The sequence below is a fragment of the Agathobaculum faecis genome, assembly GCF_014287995.1.
Taxonomy (GTDB): Bacteria; Bacillota; Clostridia; order Oscillospirales; family Butyricicoccaceae; genus Agathobaculum; species Agathobaculum ammoniilyticum.
Genome location: NZ_JACOPL010000004.1, coordinates 19,767 through 40,816, shown reverse-complemented (window position 1 = coordinate 40,816; position 21,050 = coordinate 19,767). Strand labels below are relative to the sequence as shown.

Annotated in this window: 21 protein-coding genes; 17 read left to right on the top strand and 4 right to left on the bottom strand. The window is 58.5% G+C overall.

Going from position 1 to position 21,050, the window contains the following annotated elements; translation table 11 throughout:
• The first annotated feature begins 158 nt into the window (after positions 1-158).
• The 6 genes from rpsT to H8S45_RS05170 all read left to right on the top strand — a co-directional run bounded on the left by rpsT (position 159) and on the right by H8S45_RS05170 (position 4,671).
• The gene (gene rpsT, locus H8S45_RS05195; protein WP_054326254.1) at positions 159-422 is read left to right on the top strand and encodes a 30S ribosomal protein S20; all 264 of its coding nucleotides are present in this window, start codon (positions 159-161) and stop codon (positions 420-422) included.
• 227 nt (positions 423-649) lie between these two features.
• Positions 650-934: an autorepressor SdpR family transcription factor gene (locus H8S45_RS05190; protein WP_107630612.1), complete on the top strand. Its 285-nt coding sequence runs from the start codon at positions 650-652 to the stop codon at positions 932-934.
• Positions 918-1,574 carry an SdpI family protein gene (locus tag H8S45_RS05185; protein WP_107630611.1) on the top strand — a complete coding sequence of 219 codons (657 nt, stop codon included), beginning with the start codon at positions 918-920 and terminating at the stop codon, positions 1,572-1,574. Before H8S45_RS05190 ends, H8S45_RS05185 begins: the two co-directional genes overlap by 17 nt.
• On the top strand, positions 1,571-2,482 hold the full coding sequence (locus H8S45_RS05180) for a CPBP family intramembrane glutamic endopeptidase (RefSeq protein WP_054326256.1): 912 nt from the start codon (positions 1,571-1,573) through the stop codon (positions 2,480-2,482). The genes H8S45_RS05185 and H8S45_RS05180 overlap by 4 nt, the downstream gene beginning before the upstream one ends.
• 143 nt (positions 2,483-2,625) lie before the next feature.
• A complete protein-coding gene (locus H8S45_RS05175; protein ID WP_054326257.1) occupies positions 2,626-3,723 on the top strand; it encodes an S-layer homology domain-containing protein in 1,098 nt (365 codons plus the stop codon).
• Between the two features lie 129 nt (positions 3,724-3,852).
• Positions 3,853-4,671 carry a MerR family transcriptional regulator gene (locus tag H8S45_RS05170; protein ID WP_054326258.1) on the top strand — a complete coding sequence of 273 codons (819 nt, stop codon included), beginning with the start codon at positions 3,853-3,855 and terminating at the stop codon, positions 4,669-4,671.
• A gap of 40 nt (positions 4,672-4,711) precedes the next feature.
• Here H8S45_RS05170 and H8S45_RS05165 read toward each other — a convergent pair whose 3' ends face one another.
• Together H8S45_RS05165 and H8S45_RS05160 are read right to left on the bottom strand one after the other, a co-directional pair.
• Complete coding sequence (locus tag H8S45_RS05165; protein ID WP_054326259.1) at positions 4,712-5,119, bottom strand: acyl-CoA thioesterase; 408 nt, start codon at positions 5,117-5,119, stop codon at positions 4,712-4,714.
• 57 nt (positions 5,120-5,176) lie between these two features.
• Entirely contained in the window at positions 5,177-8,908 is a 3,732-nt protein-coding gene (locus H8S45_RS05160; RefSeq protein ID WP_186949753.1) for a phosphoribosylformylglycinamidine synthase, read from the bottom strand.
• Between the two features lie 371 nt (positions 8,909-9,279).
• On the opposite strand from H8S45_RS05160, the gene rpe reads away from it, so the two are divergent.
• The 3 genes from rpe to H8S45_RS05145 all read left to right on the top strand — a co-directional run bounded on the left by rpe (position 9,280) and on the right by H8S45_RS05145 (position 11,692).
• On the top strand, positions 9,280-9,963 hold the full coding sequence (gene rpe / locus H8S45_RS05155) for a ribulose-phosphate 3-epimerase (RefSeq protein ID WP_147573823.1): 684 nt from the start codon (positions 9,280-9,282) through the stop codon (positions 9,961-9,963).
• Positions 9,964-10,100: 137 nt separating this feature from the next.
• The gene (locus H8S45_RS05150; protein ID WP_186949751.1) at positions 10,101-11,081 is read left to right on the top strand and encodes an ROK family protein; all 981 of its coding nucleotides are present in this window, start codon (positions 10,101-10,103) and stop codon (positions 11,079-11,081) included.
• On the top strand, positions 11,078-11,692 hold the full coding sequence (locus tag H8S45_RS05145) for an HAD family hydrolase (protein WP_054326261.1): 615 nt from the start codon (positions 11,078-11,080) through the stop codon (positions 11,690-11,692). The genes H8S45_RS05150 and H8S45_RS05145 overlap by 4 nt, the downstream gene beginning before the upstream one ends.
• A 36-nt stretch (positions 11,693-11,728) precedes the next feature.
• Here the strand turns inward: H8S45_RS05145 and H8S45_RS05140 are convergent, their stop codons facing one another.
• Complete coding sequence (locus H8S45_RS05140; RefSeq protein ID WP_159068029.1) at positions 11,729-12,700, bottom strand: alpha/beta fold hydrolase; 972 nt, start codon at positions 12,698-12,700, stop codon at positions 11,729-11,731.
• Between the two features lie 172 nt (positions 12,701-12,872).
• Here H8S45_RS05140 and H8S45_RS05135 point away from each other — a divergent pair, with 172 nt between their 5' ends.
• From H8S45_RS05135 to H8S45_RS05120, 4 genes are all read left to right on the top strand, one after another.
• Positions 12,873-13,214 carry a phenylpyruvate tautomerase MIF-related protein gene (locus tag H8S45_RS05135; RefSeq protein ID WP_107630603.1) on the top strand — a complete coding sequence of 114 codons (342 nt, stop codon included), beginning with the start codon at positions 12,873-12,875 and terminating at the stop codon, positions 13,212-13,214.
• A 147-nt stretch (positions 13,215-13,361) separates the two neighbouring features.
• Positions 13,362-13,823 carry a MarR family winged helix-turn-helix transcriptional regulator gene (locus tag H8S45_RS05130; protein WP_159068028.1) on the top strand — a complete coding sequence of 154 codons (462 nt, stop codon included), beginning with the start codon at positions 13,362-13,364 and terminating at the stop codon, positions 13,821-13,823.
• Position 13,824: 1 nt separating this feature from the next.
• Positions 13,825-15,669, top strand: a complete 1,845-nt coding sequence (gene ftsH, locus H8S45_RS05125) for an ATP-dependent zinc metalloprotease FtsH (protein ID WP_107630601.1) — start codon at positions 13,825-13,827, stop codon at positions 15,667-15,669.
• A 20-nt stretch (positions 15,670-15,689) separates the two neighbouring features.
• Positions 15,690-16,223, top strand: a complete 534-nt coding sequence (locus tag H8S45_RS05120; RefSeq protein WP_186949749.1) for a DUF308 domain-containing protein — start codon at positions 15,690-15,692, stop codon at positions 16,221-16,223.
• A gap of 47 nt (positions 16,224-16,270) precedes the next feature.
• On the opposite strand, the gene ung is transcribed toward H8S45_RS05120, so the two are convergent.
• A complete protein-coding gene (gene ung, locus H8S45_RS05115; protein ID WP_054326267.1) occupies positions 16,271-16,945 on the bottom strand; it encodes a uracil-DNA glycosylase in 675 nt (224 codons plus the stop codon).
• 154 nt (positions 16,946-17,099) lie between these two features.
• On the opposite strand from ung, the gene H8S45_RS05110 reads away from it, so the two are divergent.
• Genes H8S45_RS05110 through H8S45_RS05095 form a run of 4 tightly spaced genes read left to right on the top strand, consistent with a single transcriptional unit; the run spans position 17,100 to position 21,046 of the window.
• Positions 17,100-17,471: a GntR family transcriptional regulator gene (locus H8S45_RS05110; RefSeq protein WP_054326268.1), complete on the top strand. Its 372-nt coding sequence runs from the start codon at positions 17,100-17,102 to the stop codon at positions 17,469-17,471.
• Positions 17,468-18,367, top strand: coding sequence for an ABC transporter ATP-binding protein (locus tag H8S45_RS05105; protein ID WP_054326269.1), 900 nt, complete (start codon positions 17,468-17,470; stop codon positions 18,365-18,367). The genes H8S45_RS05110 and H8S45_RS05105 overlap by 4 nt, the downstream gene beginning before the upstream one ends.
• On the top strand, positions 18,342-20,510 hold the full coding sequence (locus H8S45_RS05100) for a hypothetical protein (protein ID WP_186949747.1): 2,169 nt from the start codon (positions 18,342-18,344) through the stop codon (positions 20,508-20,510). The genes H8S45_RS05105 and H8S45_RS05100 overlap by 26 nt, the downstream gene beginning before the upstream one ends.
• Positions 20,507-21,046 carry a VanZ family protein gene (locus tag H8S45_RS05095; RefSeq protein WP_107630595.1) on the top strand — a complete coding sequence of 180 codons (540 nt, stop codon included), beginning with the start codon at positions 20,507-20,509 and terminating at the stop codon, positions 21,044-21,046. Before H8S45_RS05100 ends, H8S45_RS05095 begins: the two co-directional genes overlap by 4 nt.
• The last annotated feature ends 4 nt before the right edge of the window (positions 21,047-21,050 follow it).

Genomic DNA, 21,050 nt, shown 5'->3' with positions numbered 1-21,050 from the left:
CGCGGGAAGAAAGGGCGGCGTCGGGGCGCCGCTGTCAGTGAGGGAAAGCGGGTGGGAGAATTAAAATTCGAAAAAGAGGAAAAAATGCTTGCAATTTGAAAAAACTGATGGTAGAATAGAACTACTGACGAATAGAGAAAAAAGGAGGTGTTTTCGGAATGCCCAACATCAAGTCTGCAAAGAAGCGCGTCAAGGTGAACGCTGTCAAGGCGATGAACAACCAGATGGCGAAGAGCGCGCTCAAGACCACGCTGAAGAAGTTCGATACGGCCGTTGCTGCTGGCGATAAGGCGGAAGCGACTGTTGCTTATACGACTGCTGTCAAGGCGGTTGATCAGGCGGCTGCCAAGCACCTCCTGCATAAGAACAACGCGGCCAACAAAAAGAGCAAGATGACCGTTAAGCTCAACGGCATGGCGTAACCTGCCTTCCAAAATCCCAAGGCTTTTGCCTTGGGATTTTTTATTGTAAGCGAGAACCACCTGCTAAGCCGGTGGTTATGATTGCCGGGAAATAGCCTTGCGGACAATCATTTAGAAAAATATCAAAATAATGCTTGACATCTTGAAGAAGGGATAGTATCTTTTATTTAGATAATTATCTAAATAAAATGCAGGCGCGGCTATGCGCCGGAAAGAGGTGTGCGGGAATGGGGTTCCAAAAAAGTTTTAAGGCGCTCAGCGACCCGATCCGGCGGGATATCCTCGCGCTGCTGCGCGCGGGTCCGATGGCGGCGGGTGATATCGCGGCCCATTTTCAGGTTTCCGGAGCGACGGTTTCGCACCATTTGTCGATTCTGCGTGACGCGGGGCTGGTGCTGGACGATAAGCAGGGAAAGTACATCTACTATGAACTCAACATGTCTGTGGTCGACGAGATCCTGGAATGGGTCACGGCATTGAAAGGTGGAGATAAGCATGAAAAAAATCGGTAAAGCCCAAATTTTTGTCTGGATATTGGCGCTGGTGCCGCTGGTACTGGCCGCGGCGGTATACAGCAGGCTACCGGCGCGGATCCCAATGAGCTGGGATTTCGGCGGCGAGGTGGGCTATGAGCCGAAGTGGCACCTGTGGCTGGTTGCGGGCCTGTCGCCGCTGCTAGCGGCGCTGTTCTATGGTATGCCGGCGCTCGACCCGAAGAGACGCAATTATAATAAGTTTTTCGGGTCCTATATCGGCTTCCAGCTCATGATGATGCTGTTCCTGATTATTATGAACGGCATCTGTGTGGTTGAGGGACTGCGCCCGGGTACGGTCAATGTGGCGATGGCGGTATGTTTGGTGGTCAGCTTGGTCATGGTGTATGTGGGGAATATGATGCCCAAAATCCGCATGAATTGGTACTGCGGCATCAAAAATCCGTGGACATTGTCCAGTGAAGCGGTATGGACACGCACACACCGCATTGGCGGCCGCATGTTTTTCGCGGCAGGCGTGGTCGGTCTGCTGGGCGCGTTTATACCCAATAATACGGCGCGGATCGCGCTGCTGTTCGGGCCGCTGCTGCTGGCGGCGTTGGTGCCGACCGTGCTGAGCTACCTGTGGTTCCGCGCGGAGCAAAGGGGGCGGGCATGAAACGCATCCTGATTTACTTGGTCACGACCTTCGGGCTGACATGGACGTTTTGGAGCATTGGCATCAGCGGACCGGTTGTGATGGGGATGCCTGTTGCGGAGCTGGCTGCGGCAGGGCTGGGAATGTTCGGCCCATCCGCAGGCGTGCTGGCGGTATGGATAGTAACCCGAAGCGAGGGAGGACTGGACCTGCCGCTGCACCCGCGCTTTCAAGGGAACGGGCGCTGGTATCTGACGGCCTGGTTCGCGCCCGCGCTGGCGGTGCTGCTGGGAGGCATTTTGTATTTTGGCTTGTTCCGCAGCCAGTTTGATCCCTCAATGGGATATATGCGCGCGTTTAGCGGTGCGGCGGCGCAGGCTTATTCGAATGGCCAGATTCGCGGCATGGCAGCATTGCAGATCGTGGTGGCGGTTTTTATGGGGCCGTTTCTCAACGTGGCCGCCGGCGCGGGAGAAGAGCTTGGCTGGCGCGGGCTGCTCTATCCAGCGCTGCGGCGCCGCCTGACTCCAGTGCCGGCCTGCCTGCTCGGCGGTGTTATCTGGGGCGTGTGGCATGCGCCGATGACGGTGCGCGGCCACAATTATGGCCTGGGTTATGCGGGATTTCCGTGGATGGGGGTCGTCATGATGTGTGTGTTCTGTACGGCCGTCGGCACGCTGCTGCATGCGCTGACAGAACGCTGTGGCAGCATTTGGCCCGCCGCACTGGCGCATGGCGGATTGAATGCAGTGATTTCGGCGCCGATGATGTTCCTGCCCTCGGCCGAGGCTGGAAGTCGCCTGCTGGGCCCCACGGTGGCTGGACTGGTGGGCGGAGTGCCGCTGCTCCTTGCCGCGGCGGCCTGGCTGACTGTAAAATGTCGTCCATCTGGGGAAAATACAGGGAAAATAGCGGGAAATGGTGCGTGAAAAGTTGGTAGCAAAGGCAGATGTGACATTTTTAGTCAAGTTATAACTTGTCAAGTGGGGAGCAATGTGTTATAATCTTGCAGTAAGTTTGCATGGGTGGTGAATACAACCCATGTTTTCAACCTTACAGCAAGGAGAAGATTATGACAAGAACGCGTAAGCTGGCAGCGTTGCTGCTGCTTGTTGCCGTCGTTGCGGTGAGCGTGCTGACTGCGGCGTTCGCGACGGACAACACAAAGACCTATGCGTATTTGCCCGATCACTCGGTTTATTTTTATGATGTTGCAGAGGGCTACGCATGGGCTCACCGCGAAATCGATACGCTGGCAATGAACGGCGTTGTCAAGGGCGGCGGGAACCATCTGTTCTATCCGGGCAACTCTATCACACGCGCGGATTTCATCGTTATGCTGGATCGGGCGTACGGCATGAGCGAGGCGTTGGACAGCGGTGCGATCGCGCCTCAGGGAAGCTTTGCCGATGTGCCGCAGGATGCCTATTACAGCAAGGCGGTGACAGCGGCCAAGGCCTTTGGCGTGGCGAACGGGACAGCGGATAACCGCTTCCTGCCCAGCCGGCCCATGACGCGCGAGGACGCGATGGTATTTCTCAAGCGCACGATCGACCGCACCCAGCTCGACCTGAGTGCTGGAACGCTCTCGGGCTTTTCGGATGCCGGCCAGGTTGCCGTGTATGCAGCGGATTCCGTCAGTGCGCTGGTGGCTGCAAAGGTGATCGGCGGCTCGGATGGCAGGCTGAACCCCAAGATGAACGTCACGCGCGCGGAGATGGCGGTCATGCTGTATCGCGCCACCCATTTGCGCGAGCAGGGCGGCGGCGCAGCCTATCAAGCCCGCGGCGATATTGTCAACGTCTGCATCGGCGCGCAGAGCTACTGCGACGTGGTGATTGAGAATTATGACCCGACCGTCCATTATGGCGAGCTGATGCGCTATTCCAAGCTGCGGCAGGAAAATGGCGTGATGTATATTACGCTGGAGGAGAACCAGCCGATCGATCGAACGGGTGTTTATACTGCCGGCCAGCTTGTACTGAATCATCAGGCCGGAGAGGCAGCGGGGACTACCGCTTATCCGGTCGCTGCGAGCTGCGTGGCAATTGATGTGTCGCAGCCCTATCATCAGATAAAATCGCCGGTCAGTACGGGCAGCATTTATAACTACTGCTATCCTTCGATCGTAAACGGAGAAGTGACCGTCATTTATTATACCCGCCCGTAAACAACAGATCCATCGGAAAAATCCGGTGGATCTTTTTTTGTTCAAGGGCTTGACTCTGACACGGTGTAAGGGGCTATACTGGCCGTGAGCTCAAGAAAAGACACGGATATCTGTGAAAGGAGAATAACCATGCTAAAGATCGGCGAGTTTTCCGGCCTTTCCCGCATCAGTATTCGCATGCTGCGGTATTATGATGAGAACGGCCTGCTCTGTCCCGCGTATATCGATGAAACATCCGGATACCGCTACTATGAGGAGTGCCAGCTTGTGGAAGCGGCGCGAATCGCGGCGCTGCGCGATATAGGGTTTGGTGTGGCTCTGATCGGAGAAATCATACGGGGTGGGGAGCGGACGCTGGAGCGCGCGCTCCGCCAGCGGAGAAAAGAGCTGCTTGAGGAACGGGAGCGGGCAAACAGCCAGCTTCTACGGCTGGAAAGCGCGCTGCATCGATTGGGAAAGGATGAATGCAATATGAAATACGAAGTGACGTGTAAAACCTTGCCCGCAAGATATGTCGCGAGCGTGCGGGATATCCTGCCGGCGTACAGCTATGAGGGACGGCTGTGGCATACGCTGATGAAAGAAACCGCCGCGCTGGGGCTGCAGCCGGACGGCCCGTGCTGCGCGGTGGGCATATACCATGATACGGAATATCGGGACCGCGATGTGGACGTGGAGATACAGTATTCGGTCAAGGGCAGGTATCAGGATACGGAGCATGTCAAATTCAAGACAGTGCCGCCGGTTTTCATGGCTTCCGCCGTTTACACGGGAAGCTACGAAAAGATCAGCGAGGTGAACGCCGCGGTTGCGGCATGGGTACGGGACAATGGATATGTGTTTGATGGGCTGTCGTTCTCGATCTATCATGTCGGCCCGAACGAAACGCAAAATCCGGATGAACTGGTGACCGAGGTGTGCTATCCGGTCCGCAAAAAGGGGGCATAAAAGAAAAGCAGCCGTACCGGTAGGTGCGGCTGCTTGCTTCTTATAACTGTGCGGCAAATACCCGGTCGAGCGCGGGCCAGCTTCGCTTCAGCGAGACGGGACGCCCCTCGCGCCCCATAAAGCAGTGCCGGCTTTCTCCCTCGCAGCGCAACTCGCCGGTCTGCGCGTCGCGCACCTCATACCGCAGCGCCATACGGACGCCGTTGTATTCGATGATATGCGCGGAGATTGACACCATATCTCCGAAATGCGCCATGGTTTTGTATTTGCAGCAGACCTCGAGCACCGGACTGCCGAAGCCCTCGGCCTCGATGCGGTCGTATCCGTAACCGAGCTGTTCGAGCAGGTCGACGCGGGCTTCCTCGAACCAGCGGATATAGTTGGAGTGATGGACGATACCCATACCGTCCGTCTCGTAATATTGGACCTTGTGTTCATAGGGGGTCATGGAAAACGCTCCTTTTGGGAATAAAGCGCCCCTTGCGGGGCGCTTTTCCGGTTGCTATCACTTGAAGTATTGCACGCCGCCCGCAAAGATCGGCTGGTACTTTTCGCCGTAGATATTTCTGCCGACGAACGGGCTGTAACGCTCGGTGTGGCCCATCTTGCCGAGCACGCGGCCGTCCGGACTGGTGATGCCCTCGATCGCGCATAGCGAGCCGTTCGGGTTCCAAGCGATGTCCATGGAAGGCTCGCCCGTCAGGTCGGTGTACTGGAACGCGATCTGCCCGTTCTGCGCAAGGCTGTCAATCACATGCTGCGGGGCAACAAAGCGGCCCTCACCGTGCGACACCGCGATCGAATGCAGGTCGCCCACCGCGCAGGCAGACAGCCACGGGCTCTTGACCGAGGCCACGCGCGTGGTGACATAGCAGCTTTGGTGGCGGCCGATCAGGTTGAAGGTCAGCGTCGGGTCGTCGCCGGTCATTTCGTCGCGGATCTCGCCGTAGGGGACAAGGCCGAGCTTAATGAGCGCTTGGAAGCCGTTGCAGATGCCGAGCATCAGGCCGTCGCGCTTTTGCAACAGCTCGTGGATGCTATCCTTGATAGCGGGGTTGCGCAGGAACGAGGCGATAAACTTACCCGAGCCGTCCGGCTCGTCGCCGCCGGAGAAGCCGCCCGGAAGAATGACCATCTGCGCGCGGCGGACAGCCTGCTCAAGCTGCTCGGCGGACTGGTGCAACGCATCCGCAGAGAAGTTGCGCACCACAACGATCTCGGCCGCGCCGCCCGCGTTTTCAACCGCGCGCGCGGTGTCATATTCGCAGTTCGTGCCGGGGAACACCGGAATAACGGCAAGGGGCTTGGCGGTTTTGACTGTCGGGGCCTTGCAGCTGCGCTCGGTCCAGGATACCTTGGCCAGATGCTCGTCCGCCGCGTCCGCGCGGGTCGGGAACACGCTCTCCAGGCGGCTCTCGAACGCCGCGGTCAACTCGTCCAGCGGCACGCGTTCGCCCGCGACTGTGACCGCGCCGTCGTCCGTCGTGCGGCCGACCAGCCAGTAAGCGGGTAGATCCTCCGCCGCTTCGATCAGGATGCCGCCGAAGTTCTTGAGATACAGCGCTTCGGTGGGGAATGACTCATCAAACGCAAAGCCGATCTGGTTGCCGAGCGCCATCTTGCCCACGCCCTCGGCGATGCCGCCCACGGACAGAGCCCATGCGGATACCGCCTTGCCGGCGGCGATAAGGTTCGCGACCTCGTTCCAGACGTGCTTCATGGTCTGGTAATCGGGCGAGCCGTCCTGGAAATACGGCGCGTCAAAGAAGTAGACGGGGTGGCCCGCAGCCTTGAATTCGGGCGAGATCAGGCGGGACGCGTCCTGCGGGGCGATCGCAAAGGAAACCAGCGTCGGCGGCACGTCCATATCGTCGAACGAACCGCTCATGGAGTCCTTGCCACCGATTGCACCGAGGCACAGCTCCTCCTGCGCGTTGTATGCGCCGAGCAGCGCGGAAAGCGGCTTGCCGAAGCGCTTGGGATCCTTGCCCAGCCGCTCAAAATATTCTTGGAAAGTGAGGTAGGCGGTCTCAAAGTCACAGCCCGCCGCCACCAGCTTGGCGACCGACTCGATCACCGCCGCCGACGCGCCGAGGAAAGGGTTGCGCTCGGTGTAGTAGGGGTCGAAGCCGAACGCCATCACGGAGGCAGTTTCGCACTGGCCGGAGAGCGCGGGCATGGTCGCGGCCATGACCTGCGCCGGGGTGAGCTGGTACTTGCCGCCAAACGGCATGAACACCGAGTTTGCGCCGATCGAACCGTCAAACCGCTCGACAAGGCCGCGTTCCAGGCAGATACCGAGGGTGGAAGCGTGGTTTAACAGCTTTTCCTTTTCGGTCTGGCCCTCCGGTGCACACGCGATGGACGGCACAGGCAGGGCGGCGACCTCGGCGGTCACATGCTTGGCGCAGCCGTTGGTGTTTAGGAAGCCGCGGGAAATATCGACAATGGTGTTTCCGTTCCAAGTCATGCACAGGCGGTTTTTGTCTGTGACCGTCGCCACGGCGACCGCTTCGATGTTTTCCCTTGCGGCGGCGGCGATGAACGCATCCGCGTCTTTCGCACGCACGACGACCGCCATACGCTCCTGCGATTCGGAAATCGCCAGCTCGGTACCGTCCAGCCCGTCATATTTCTTGGGTACAGCATCCAGATTGATGTCCAGACCGTCCGCCAGTTCGCCGATCGCGACAGACACGCCGCCCGCGCCGAAGTCGTTGCAGCGGCGGATCATGCGGGTGACCTCGCCGTTTCGGAACAGGCGCTGGATCTTGCGCTCTTCCGGCGGGTTGCCTTTCTGCACCTCCGCGCCGCAGGTTTCAAGCGATTCCTCGGTGTGCTTTTTGGAGGAGCCGGTGGCGCCACCGCAGCCGTCTCGGCCGGTCTTGCCGCCGAGCAGGATGACGATATCGCCGGCCTCGGGTACCTCGCGGATGACGTTTTCCAGCGGGGCCGCGCCGACAACCGCACCGATCTCCATACGCTTGGCTACATAACCCGGGTGATAGATCTCATGCACCAGGCCGGTAGCCAGGCCGATCTGGTTGCCGTAGGACGAATAGCCCGCCGCCGCGGTTTGGCACAGTTTGCGCTGCGGCAGCTTGTGCTCGAGTGTTTCGGAGAGCGGCACCGTCGGGTCGCCCGCGCCGGTCACGCGCATGGCCTGATAAACATAGGAACGGCCGGAGAGCGGGTCGCGGATCGCGCCGCCGAGGCAGGTCGCCGCGCCGCCGAACGGCTCGATCTCGGTCGGGTGGTTGTGGGTCTCGTTTTTGAACATCAGCAGCCAGTCCTCATAGCGGCCGTCCACCAGCGCCTTGACCTTGATCGAGCAGGCGTTGATCTCCTCTGACTCATCGAGATTCTTGAGGTAGCCGCGCTTTTTGAGTACCTTTGCGCCTGCGGTGGCAATGTCCATCAGGGTGACCGGACGCTTTGCTGCCTTCTCCTCGCCGTAGACCTCGACGCGCGCCCTGAGATACCGGTCGAATGCGTCCTGCACCATCGGGTCGTCAATCTTCACGCCGTCAATCTCGGTCAGGAACGTGGTGTGACGGCAGTGGTCGGACCAGTAGGTGTCCACCATGCGCACCTCGGTGATGGTCGGGTCGCGCTTTTCCTCGTCGCGGAAGTAGGCTTGCAGGAACTTGAGGTCGTCCAAGTCCATGGCAAGCCCCATGTTCGCCAGCAGGTCGGAGAGCGCGGCCTCGTCCATATGGATAAAGCTGACGACCGAGGCGACCGTGGTCGGGATCGCATATTCGACCCTAAGGGTCGCGGGCTTGTCCATCGAAGCCTCGCGCGCCTCGACCGGGTTGATGAGGTAGCCGCGGATCTTATCCATGTCCGCGTCGGTCAGTGCGCCTTCAAATACATAGATTTTTGCCGCGGAGACCGCCGGCCGCTCGCCGCCGGTCAGGAGCTGGATGCACTGCGCGCACGAATCCGCGCGCTGATCGAACTGGCCGGGCAGCGGCTCGACCGCAAGCACGGTATGAGCGCCCGCCGGACGGGGGAAGCCCTCGTCGTAGCACACGTCCGCCATCGGCTCGGAAAAGACGATGCCCTTGGCTTTTTCATAGGCTTCGGGGGCGAGGCCCTCGGTATCGTAGCGGCAGAGATAACGGACGTGGGTCAGCCCTTTGATCTCCAGCAGGTCGTGCAGGCTGGCGAACAGGCTGCGCGCCTCAACGTCGAAGCCGGGCTTTTTTTCGGAATAACAACGATTGACGCTCATGGTATCGTGTCCTCTCTTTTTATTCTTAACAAGATACTATCTATTTTACCTGTTTTACCTGTATAAATCAATCGGTGAGGGCGACAAATTCCGGAGGAATTCAGGGTTTTCTCTGTATATCCTTGCTGCGCGGACAAATCCCAACCGGATAAATAGCGATGAATTTGCTTTCCGGTTTTCTTTGAAACTCGCGCGTATCAGGTCTTGTAAAACCCGCCGGATGCGGTATAATAAAATCAAAGGGGGAGCGGCGGAATCCCGCCGCTCCCGTATTCAAAAAGACGGGCCGCAGCGCTGAAAAGGGGAGGCGCGGCCGCGCCTGGTATCAAATTATGCCGCGCTTTCCCGCGCGGTTACAGGAGGAAAAACCAATGGAAATCAAGCTCTCACCGTCTATTTTGTCCGCTGATTTCGCAAATCTTGCACGCGATATCAAAATTGCCACCGACGCAGGCGCGGAATATGTGCATGTCGATGTCATGGACGGGCATTTTGTTCCAAACATCACGATCGGCGCGCCTGTTGTCAAGGCGCTGCGCAAGGCGACCGACAAGGTGCTTGACGTACATCTGATGATCAGCGATCCGGACCGGTATCTGGATGATTTTATCAAGGCCGGTTCGGATATCATCACAGTACACTACGAATCCAACGGGGATACACTGGAGCAGCTCAAAAAAATCAAGGCGGCGGGCGTCAAGGCTTCCTGCACGATCAAGCCGGGTACGCCGGCGGACGTGTTGTTCCCGCTGCTGCCATACTGTGATATGGTGCTGATTATGACGGTGGAGCCGGGATTCGGCGGCCAGGGCTTCATTCCGGAATGCATGGACAAGATCCGCACGGTGCGCGCGGAAATCCAGAAGCACGGCTATCCCTGTGAACTGGAGATCGACGGCGGCGCGAAGCTGAACAATACCGTGGATATTGTAGCAGCGGGCGCGGATGTGATCGTTGCCGGCTCGGCCGTGTTTGGCGGCGATATTGCGGCAAACGTCAAGGGCTTCCATCAGGCCTTTGCAGAGGGGGCAGCCAAAGCAGCTTGGACGAAATAATCCGGCGGAGCCGGAAAATACGGGCGGATTTTACTCCGCCCGTATTTTTTTTTGTTGACAAAAAGGACGGATCGGGGTATACTCAAAACAGAAATTAAAAAAGTATTAAAAAGTAAGATAAAAAGGAGGGGAGGTAAATGGCGGACGCCGGACGTCTCAAGCAGGTCAATATGACGTTGATCCGAGAGGCTATGCGCGGGGGCGGCGAGCACAGCAAGAACGAGCTGGCGCGCCGGACCGGCCTCAGCTTTCCGACAGTCAGCCGCATCGTAGACGATCTGGTGGAAGCGGGAGAGGCGAAGGAAACCGGAACGGCGGCCTCCACCGGCGGGCGGTGCGCGAAGCAGTATGCGCTGGATCCGGCATACCGCCTGTTCCTGTGCCTGCGGCTGGAGGGGCGGCGGCTCAGCTGGTTTGTGTGCGATTTGAATGGAACACGTCTGGAGCAGGAAGAGGCCGAAAGCACAAACGGTATCCTGCACGATATAGACACGCTGGCGATGCGTGTGAAAGCGCGTTACCCGCAGCTTGCGGCTGCTGCAATGGGCTATGACGGCCCGCTGCAGAATGGCGTGGCGGCCAGCTCGGTCGGCCATCCGGAGCTGCGGGGCGTGAGCTTGCAGGCGCATCTGGAACATAGCTTCGGCCTGCCCGTGGCGGTCGAACGGGATATGTATCTGGTGTCGATCGGCTGCTGCTGCCGGAGAAAGCAGGCGCCCAAAGCATTGGTATGCGTTTATCTGGGGCGGTCGGGCATCGGCGCGGGCGCCGCGATCGGCGGAAAGGCGTTTCATGGCGCGAATGGGTTTGCCGGGGAGCTGCATTATCTGCCGATCAAAAACAATTTGGAATATGCCAAAAGCCATTTTGCGGGAGCGGATATGGTGGCGTACTATATGCAGGTGATTCGGGCGTATGCCGCGCTGCTCAATCCGGACCGCGTGGTGCTGTACGACGACCCGCTGATTTCCGGCAAGGTGGAGCGTATCCGCAACGCCTGTGCGCAGACGCTGCCGCCGCAGGCGCTGCCGGTAATCGAGCTTTCGCGGGAATTCACACAGGATTATGAGGCTGGACTGTGCGCGCTTGCACTCGGATTGGTGGAGGAACGCCTATGAACTGTTTTGTTTTTGATATTGACGGGACCCTGATCGATACGGCAGCGGTTGACCAGCAATCCTTTCAACAGGCGCTGCGGGAGTTCGGATACCACTACTCGTTGGAGGAGCTGCGCTTTTCGTTCGGCATGCCGGGACGAAAGTCCCTGGAAAAGCTGGCTATCCCGGCGGAAAGGATAGAGCCGGTCATGGCGCGCTGGGAGACGCTGTCGCGCGACCGCCTGCATGAGGTGGAGGTTTACGAGGGGATCATCCCCGTGCTCGAGGCGCTGCACGCCGCGGGGAAGCGTTGCGGGATCGTGACCTCGCGCACTAGGCTGCAGTTGGGGTACGGGTTTACCCCTTTGGGGCTGAACCACTATTTTGACGCGATCGTCTGCGCGGACGATATCGAGCATCCGAAACCCGCGCCGGACGGGCTGGTGGAATGCATCCGCCGCCTGGGCGGTTCGGCGGAGCAGGCCGTTTACATTGGGGACAGTGCCTACGATATGCAGTGTGCCGCGGCGGCGGGGGTCAAAAGCGGTCTGGCCATGTGGGGCAGTGAAACGCCGGATGCGCTGCAGGCTGATATGCGGCTGACGCATCCGTCTGAGCTCCTCCTGCTGTAACAAAAAACACCGGCTTTTTGCCGGTGTTTTGCTTTGTCAGTTGACTGCCTGTTCGTCCCTCGCTTCAGCCTGTGCGCTGAGCTGCGCTTCCAGCCAGCGGGAAATATCGCCGAACGCCTGCAGCCGGTCAAGCTCGTTGAAGATATCGTGCCGCGCATCCTTATAGAAAATCACCTCGATGTTTTTCAGACCCGCGCCGCGATACAGGTTGACGACCCGCCGCACGCCCTCTCCATATTTTCCGACAGGATCCTTATCTCCGGACAGAAACAGGAGCGGAAGCGTGTTTGGCGTCCGGCGGAACGTGCTGTTCGCGTTGGCCTTGATGACCAGAGTGTACAGGTCGCGAAAGCCGGTTGCAGTGAAGATAAAATTGCATTTTTCATCCGACTGGTAAAGGGAAACCACATCCCTGTCACGGCTGATCCAGTCGAAGATCGAGTGCGGGTTCTTGATCCGGCGGTTATAGCCCCGAAACGTGATGGTGGATAGGAAGCCGCTGCGGTAGGTCACGCCGCGGCTGCGTGCGATCGAGTCGGCAAGGTGCGCGGCGCTGATCGCCGCCGGCTGCGGGCCGGCCGTGCCGGTCAGGATACAGCCGGATAAGCGGTCGCCGTACTCGGTCAGGTACAGGCGCACGATCAAAGACCCCATGGAATGCCCCAAGATAAAGTAGGGCAGGTTCGGGTATCGGTGCTGCATCAGGTCGGTGAGCTGCTTGACGTCTTCAACAAGGTACTTCCAGCCGTCCCGTACGGAAAAAAAGCCGAGGTCGGCATCGCGGGAAACCGAAGCGCCGTGGCCGATATGGTCGTTCCCGCAGACGATAAAGCCGAGACCGCACAGATATTTTGCAAAAGCGGTATAACGCGAAAAATATTCGCACATGCCGTGGGACAACTGCACGATACCGCGCAGCTCGGACTGTTCCGGCGTCAGGATATAGTATGTGACATTGGACACACCGTTCGCGCTTTTATAAATATTTTGGGTACACTTGATATTCATATAGCACACATCCGTTCGGCGGGTAGAGTTACTGCCAATATCATACCACAAAGCAGGCCGTGTGTGCATAGAATTTGAGCAAAATTAACAAAGCGTTTATAAATTTGTTTGCTTGTCACAGGGGCGGCAGGATGCTATAATAAAAGAAACAGTTGAAAACGGGGTGCTTATTATGCCTTATATTGGTATTTCTACGTCCAAAATCCTTTCCGAAGAGCAAAAAGACGCGCTCAAAAGCGAGCTGGGCCGCAAAATCAGCGTGATCCCGGGCAAGACCGAGGCAAAGCTGATGGTTGATATTTCGGATGGACACAGCATGTATTTTGCGGGGGGAAAACGGGAGTTGGCGTTCCTGGATGTGCGCTGCTACGGCTCTACCGAGTTTGAAAACAAGAAAGCCTTTACTGAGGCCGCGTTCACCGCGGTGCAGCAGACGACCGGCCTGCCGCAGGATGGCATTTACCTTTCCTATGGGGAATTTGCCAACTGGGGTACTCTGGGTAGCATGAAATAAGGCTTTTCGGTGTGCGGAACGGCCGCTCCCTGCGCTGTGGGGACGGCCGTTTTGATTTTGCAAATTGTTTACAAATAAATGGTTGATGCTGTTAACAAATTGAAGTACCATAGAGATAATGGAAGCATTCGGAAGGGAGGCCGTGGAATGCTCCACTGGGAAGACGATTTTTTGAAGGATACGGCCAAGCTGGAAAAGCTGTACCGAAGCTGCCTTCAGGATGCGGCCGCTGGATACCAGCTTTCGCCGAACGAAACCGCGGTGCTGCTGTTCCTGTGCCACTATGCGCCGGAGCAGGATACCGCAACCGACATCGCGCAGTCCCGCGGCATTTCCAAGGCGCTGGTCGCGCGCAGCGTGGATGGGCTGCACCGGCGCGGCTTCCTTGCCTGCGAGCGGGATGAAAGCGACCGCCGCGTCGTGCATCTCCGCCTGTGCGGGGAAGGCGCCGCAGCGGCGGCGCAGCTGCAGAAAAGCTGTTGGGAGGTTGCACGGCAGCTGCGGCAGGGTATCTCGGACGAGGAATTGCTGACCGTGCATCGGATTATGAAGAAAATGCAGCGCAATCTGGACGCGCTGCTGGAACAACGGGAAAGAAAGGTGAAATGATATGGTTGGACCTGCAAATGGTTCCAAAACGCCGAAAAAACCGCTTATTTTTTATTACGCGGTCACATTGGTCGTGCTCATGTTGCTCAATTGGCTGCTGTTCCCAATGCTGGCGCAGCGGCAGGTGACCGAAGTCGGCTATGATGAATTCCTGTCCATGGTGGACGATGGACGGGTGGAAACGGTTGCCTACGACAAGCAGGAGGAGCAGATCGTATTTGAAGGTAAAAACGAGGACGGGAAGGCTGCGGTCTATAAAACCGGCATCTTTCCGGATCAGGATTTGGTCGAGCGCCTGCTGGACGCAGACAGCGTAAAATTTGCTTCCGAGATCCCGACACAGGCCTCGCCGTTGCTGAGCCTGCTGCTTGGCTATGCGATCCCAATCGTCATTATCTTGGTGGTCGGCCAGTGGCTCAGCAAAAAAATGATGAAGAGTATGGGCGGGAACGCCATGAGCTTCGGCAAATCCAACGCCAAGATCTATGCCGAAACCGAAACCGGCAAGACCTTTGCGGACGTCGCCGGACAGGACGAGGCGAAGGAGGCCCTGCGGGAGATTGTAGACTTCCTCCACAACCCGGGAAAGTATGCGTCGATCGGTGCCAAGCTGCCCAAGGGCGCGTTGCTCGTCGGCCCGCCGGGTACCGGTAAAACGCTGCTTGCCAAGGCGGTCGCGGGTGAGGCGCATGTACCGTTCTTCTCGATCTCCGGCTCGGAGTTTGTCGAGATGTTTGTCGGCATGGGCGCGGCCAAGGTGCGCGACCTGTTCAAGCAGGCGAGCGAGAAAGCGCCCTGCATCGTATTCATTGACGAGATTGATACCATCGGTAAAAAGCGCGATGGCGCGGGCTTTGGCGGCAACGACGAGCGTGAACAGACGCTCAACCAGCTTTTGACCGAAATGGACGGTTTTGACGGGACCAAGGGCGTTGTGATCCTGGCCGCGACCAACCGGCCGGAATCGCTCGACCCCGCGCTGCTGCGCCCAGGCCGGTTTGACCGCCGCATCCCTGTCGAACTGCCCGACCTGCAGGGACGTATTGCGATTTTGAAGGTCCACGCTAAGGACGTGCATATGTCCGGTCATATCGATTTCAATGCGATCGCGCGGGCAACCTCGGGCGCGTCCGGCGCGGACTTGGCAAACATCATCAACGAGGCGGCGCTGCGGGCGGTCCGGCTGGGGCGGAACGCGGTCGAGCAGCCCGATCTGGAGGAAAGCGTGGAGACGGTTATCGCGGGTGCGCAGCGCAAAAACGCGGTGCTCAGTCCCAAGGAAAAGGAGATTGTTGCATACCACGAGATCGGTCACGCGCTGGTCGCGGCCAAGCAGAGCAATTCGGCGCCGGTTACCAAAATCACGATCGTGCCGCGCACCTCGGGCGCGCTGGGTTATACCATGCAGGTGGACGAGGGCGAGCATTATCTGATGAGCAGGGAGGAACTGCTGAACAAGGTGACGACGCTTACCGGCGGCCGTTCGGCCGAGGAGCTGGTCTTCGGTTCGGTCACGACAGGCGCCTCCAATGATATTGAGCAGGCGACCAAACTGACGCGCGCGATGATCGCCCGGTATGGCATGAGCCGCAAATTCGATATGGTTGCGTTGGAAACCGTGACGAACCAGTATTTGTCGAGCGACGCTTCGCTGGCCTGCTCAGCGGAAACTGCGGCGCACATCGATCAGGAGGTCGTGGCGACCGTTAAGGCGGCGCATGAGAAAGCGATCGGCATTTTGCAGGAAAATATGGAGTCGCTGCACCGGCTGGCGCATTTCCTGCTGGAAAAGGAAACCATCACAGGAGAGGAATTTATGGGGATGCTGGAAAAGAAACAGGAATAAAGGACTAAGGAGGGGCTGCAATGAAAGATTGGTTTGGACGTGGTATCTGGTTTCTAGTGGGCATGTTTCTGGTGATTATGGGGCTGTATTTCCTGATCCATCCAGATGCGGCGCTGGTGTCGATCGCGTGGCTGCTGGGGGCGGCCATGCTAGTGTCGGGTGCGTCCGACCTAGTGGTGTATCTGGCGCGGCATCGGGCGTATATCGCTTCGGGATGGTTTTTGGCGGACGGGATCATCGACCTGCTGCTCGGCCTCCTGTTCGTCTGCAACAGCTGGCTGGCGGCGGAACTGCTGTCCTATGCGCTGGCCGGATGGGCGATCCTGTCCGGTGTGATCAAATGCGTCGGCGCGGCGATCTATCGCCGGGCGGGCATGTTGTTCTGGGGCGCGCCGCTGGCGATCGGCCTGGTCATACTGATTTTCGGCCTGGCGACCTTTTTCAAGCCGGATATTGCTGCAATCGCGATATCCGCAGTGGTAGCGGTTGTTTTGATGGCGCAGGGACTGATGGCGGTGATGCGCGGCCTGTTTGCTTCCTCCCTGCATCGGTAAGGGGTGAAAAAAGAGCCTGCTCGGCTGAGCAGGCTCTTTTTTCACCGTCAATCGTGGTTCAGATCCCAGTCGATCGGCTCGACGCCGTTCCTTTCCAGGAAGGCATTGCATTTGGAAAAATGCCGGCAGCCCAAAAAACCGTTAAACGCCGACAGCGGCGACGGGTGCGCGCATTCGAGCACCAGATGCTGCGGCGCGGTAATCAGGCTCTTTTTGCTGCGCGCGTTGCCGCCCCAGAGCAGGAACACAACCGGCCGTTCATGCTCGTTAAGCTTCTGGATGACGTGATCGGTAAAGGTTGTCCAACCGATGTTCCTATGGCTGTTGGCCTGTCCGCGCCGTACGGTCAGGGTGGTGTTGAGCAGCAGCACGCCGCGCTCGGCCCATTTGGTCAGCGTGCCGCCCGCCGGAGGCGTGATGCCGAGATCGCTCTGTAGTTCCTGAAAAATGTTCAGCAGGCTCGGCGGCGGCTGTACGCCCGGCTGGACGGAAAAACAGAGGCCGTGCGCCTGCCCTGGGCCGTGGTAAGGGTCCTGCCCCAGAATAACAGCCTTTACCTCGTGATAGGGCGTGTAGCGCAGGGCGTTAAAAATATCCTCCATAGGGGGATAGACTGTCTGCTCGGCATATTCTTTCTTGAGCCAGTAGCGTATTTTCTTATAATATTCCTGCTGGAATTCGCCGGCAAGCAGCGTATCCCAGTCGTTTCCCAAATGTACCATGTGCGGCCTCCTGAACAGTGTTTGCAACCAGTATAGCATACATCGCGCAAAAAAGCGATTGACAAGGGGAAAAAGATTTGCTATACTCCAAGTGTATTAGAACGAATAATACAGATAGAACATGTGGAACACGACTGGAAAGGAGGCGCGCGATGTGATAAAAATCGATTATCGGGATCCGCGGCCCATCTATGAACAGGTGGTGGACGGTATTGAGGAGCTTGCGCTGCGCGGGGCGCTGCCTGCGGATACGCAGATCCCCAGCGTACGTCAGCTTGCGATGGAGCTTTCGATCAACCCAAACACGATCCAGCGCGCGTATGGAGAGCTGGAGCGGCGCGGCGTGATCTACGCGGCCAAGGGACGGGGGAATTTTATTTCGGATAACATGACGGTGCTGCGGGAGCGGCGCTTGGAAGAGATCGGCGCACAGATCGGCGCGCTGGCGGCGCAGGCGCGCACGCTTGGCGCGGACGAGGATCGGTTGCGCGGCTGGCTGCAGAAGAAAGGAGTGGATGGGGCATGATTACGGCTGAAAACGCGACCAAACGCTTTGGAAGCATCACGGCGGTCGACCATATATGCGCAGAGGTGCGGGACGGTTCGGTGTATGGGCTGATCGGTTCGAACGGCGCGGGCAAATCGACGTTCCTGCGCATGCTGGCGGGCATCCTGTCGCCGGACGAGGGTGCGGTACGCATCGATGGGGCGGATATTTTTGAAAATGTAGCAATCAAGGCACGGTTTTTCTTTATTTCCGACGAACAGTTCTTTTTTCCGAACAGCACGCCTGCAGAAATGAAGAACTATTACAAGCGATTTTACCGCTATTTTGACGAGGCGCGCTACCACAAGCTGATGGACGGCTTCGGCCTGGATGAGAACCGAAAGATACGCACGTTCTCCAAGGGCATGAAAAAACAGGTTTCCGTGATCTGCGGCATCTGCGCGGGAACGGATTACCTGTTCTGCGACGAAACGTTCGACGGGCTGGATCCGGTCGTGCGGCAGACGGTCAAAAGCCTGTTTGCGGAGGATGTGGAAAGCCGCGGCATGACGCCGGTTATCGCCTCCCACAATCTGCGCGAGCTGGAGGATATCTGCGACCATGTCGGCCTGCTGCACCGCGGCGGTATCCTGTTCTCGCGCGATCTGGATGAGATGAAGCTCGGAATGTTCAAGCTGCAGTGTATTTTTACCGGCACGCTTCCGGAAAACGCATGGCAGGAGTTTGACCTGCTGCGCCTGGAGCAGCGCGGCTCTCTGTATACGCTGACTGCGCGCGGCAGCCGCGAGGAGCTGCTGGCGCGGATCAACGCCATGAACCCCAGCTTCTGCGAAATGCTTCCGCTGACGCTGGAAGAAATATTCATCAATGAAACGGAGGTGGCCGGTTATGACGTCAAAAAGCTTCTCTTCTAAAGGGCTTGCTGGGGACAGCATACGCCGCAGCCTGTGGGCGCTCGTCCTTTCCGGCGTGGGCTTTTTCCTGTCCCTGCTGCTGCCCGTGCTGATGACGATGCAGCGGGCGCTGGAGCAGAAAGCGTATAATCTGAATAATTCCCCGCAGTATATGGAGGATGCCTGGCAGGGCGCGCTTGACCAGGTGGCCGTGCTGCTCGGCTACAATCCTTTTGTCAAGGTAACCTTTGTGGTCATGGCGGTCGTGTGCGGCGTCGCGCTGTTCGCCTACCTGCACAACCGGCAGAAGGTGGATTTTTACCACTCGCTCCCCCTCTCGCGCACACGCCTGTTCGCCAACAACTTCCTGACCGGCGCGCTGTGTACGCTTTCCACCTATTTTGTCATGCTCGCCATTACGCTGGCCTGCGTTTATGCGATGGGCTTTGGCGAAGCGGCCGATTGGGGGGCGATCGGCGGCACGGTGCTGTGCAACCTGATTTTCTTCCTGCTCATTTATGCGCTGGCCGTGCTGACAACTATCGTCTGCGGAAATACGGTCGTCACCCTGCTGCTGCTCGCCTGGGTGTACTTTTCGCCCCTGCTGGTGCGCATGCTGCAGATCGCGATGCTCGGCAAATTTTATGAGACGTATTCGTCGGAAGGCGGACTGGATGGTACGATAGCGGCGGTACGGCTTTGCCCGGTGATGGAGTACTTCACGGTGGACGGTATCCGGTACGGCGGCGTTGCCACACTTGGGCAGACTGGCTCGGCGGCCGGCCTGCTGGCGGGGTATCTGGCCGCTGCGGCGGTAGTGACCGCGCTGGCGGTATTTTTGTTCCGCATCCGCAAAAGCGAGCGGGCGGGAACGGCGCTTGCGTTCGACCGGTCAAAGCTGCCCATCAAGGTATATATCTGTCTGATTATGAGCGTTGCGTTCGGCACGCTGTTCAACCTGATTGCGGGAGATTTCTGGTTCTGGCCCGGCCTGGTGATCGGCGCGGTGCTGTTCCATTGGATCGTTGAGATCATCTATGCCTTTGATTTCCGCGCGATCTTTGCCAAACCGTTGCACTTGGCGGTGATGCTGGTCGTTCTGGTCGGGGGGATACTGCTGATGAAAGCGGATGTGACCGGCTATGACACTTGGCTGCCGGACGAGGGCGAGCTGGAGGCGGTGGATGTTGCCGCATACAGCAGCAGGGAGATGCTGAGCGAGCCGGAGAATATCGCGGCGGTGTGCCGGCTGGCGGAGATCGGCGTTGCCATGACGGCGGCGGAAGACGCCGCGCCGGAGGGCGAGCTGCAGGCGCAGTTCGGTTCGTTTGACGACTCTTTCGGTATTACACTCAAGTTCCGCCTTAACGGCGGGCGCATGGAGGCGCGCTACTATAGGCTGCCGCAGACCGAAGAGGTGGAGGCGCTGCTGGTGCAGCTCCAAACCTCAGCGGAGTACAAACAGAAAAAGTGGGACCTGTTCTGCCTCGATAATATGACTGAGGACGAGGTCGCGGTGCTTATGTTTACGGATAATGCCGGCGCCTTTCTGGGTAACCTGTATGACGAGCCGGAGAAAATCAGTGAAATACTGGAAACGCTGCGCGAAGAAGAACTGGCGCGTCAGGAAAGCAGTATGCCGGTGTTCCGACTGGAACTGGCGTACGAAAACAGGCAGGACGGCATTCGGTCCGCAAGCTGGAGCAATATTTATGTGTGTGAGGCGGATACCAGAACGCTGGCGCTCATTAAGCAGTTGACCGGCTATGAGCCGCAGCCGCAGGCGCTGACCGCAGATCAGATCAGCACGGTAGAAATCGGCTATGTGGTGCAGCGCGATGAAGAAGGCACAGCTTGGAGCAACGTGACCGTGACCGATGCCGGGGATATTGAGAAGCTGCTGGAAAATGCGGTTTATGCCGACGCAATGGATATATACAACAGTGTGTTTTATCTCGGCAGCGGAGCGCCCCTGATGGAAAGCACAGATACGGTCAATGTATATGCAACGTTAAAAGACGGCGATCGCACGACAGAGCTGCGCTACCTGCTCGGCACGCAGCCCACGGACGTGATCGAAAAGTACCGGCCCGACGGGGCGGCGGATGAAGCCGCGGCAGTCATTGGCGCGGCGGCAGCGGCTGAGATGCCGTCGGTCGGATGAGACGGCGGGATTTCTGCGGCGCTGCGGTACTCCTGCTGTACCTGCTGTGCGTCGGTCTGGTAACAGGGCCGTCGCTGTACCAATTGCTGGCAGGCAGCTTGCCCGCGCCGCGGCTGGAACTGGTCCCGTTTGCGGATATTGCGGCGGTATTGAACGATCCTGCTTCGCCCGGCCTGGGGGTGTTCGCCAACATCGCGGGCAACGCGGCGCTGCTCGCGCCGCTGGGGTTCCTGCTGCCGCTGTTCTGGCGGTATTTTGGGCGCGCGAGGCGCACGATTCTGTTCGGCTTCGGCGTATCGCTCAGCATTGAACTGATCCAGCTTGTTGCGGGCGGCGTGACCTCGGTGGATGACCTGCTCCTGAATACATTGGGCGCGGCGGCCGGATTTGCTTTGGCAAAGCTGCTACTGTGCGCGTGTCCGCGCCTTGCGCCGGCGCGGCAGGGGCGCGCCGAGTGGGCGTATCCGCTTGCGTGCTGGCTGGCGGTGATTGTGTCGGCCACGGCTTCCGACCTGCTTCTGCTGGGCGGGCTTTGACTGT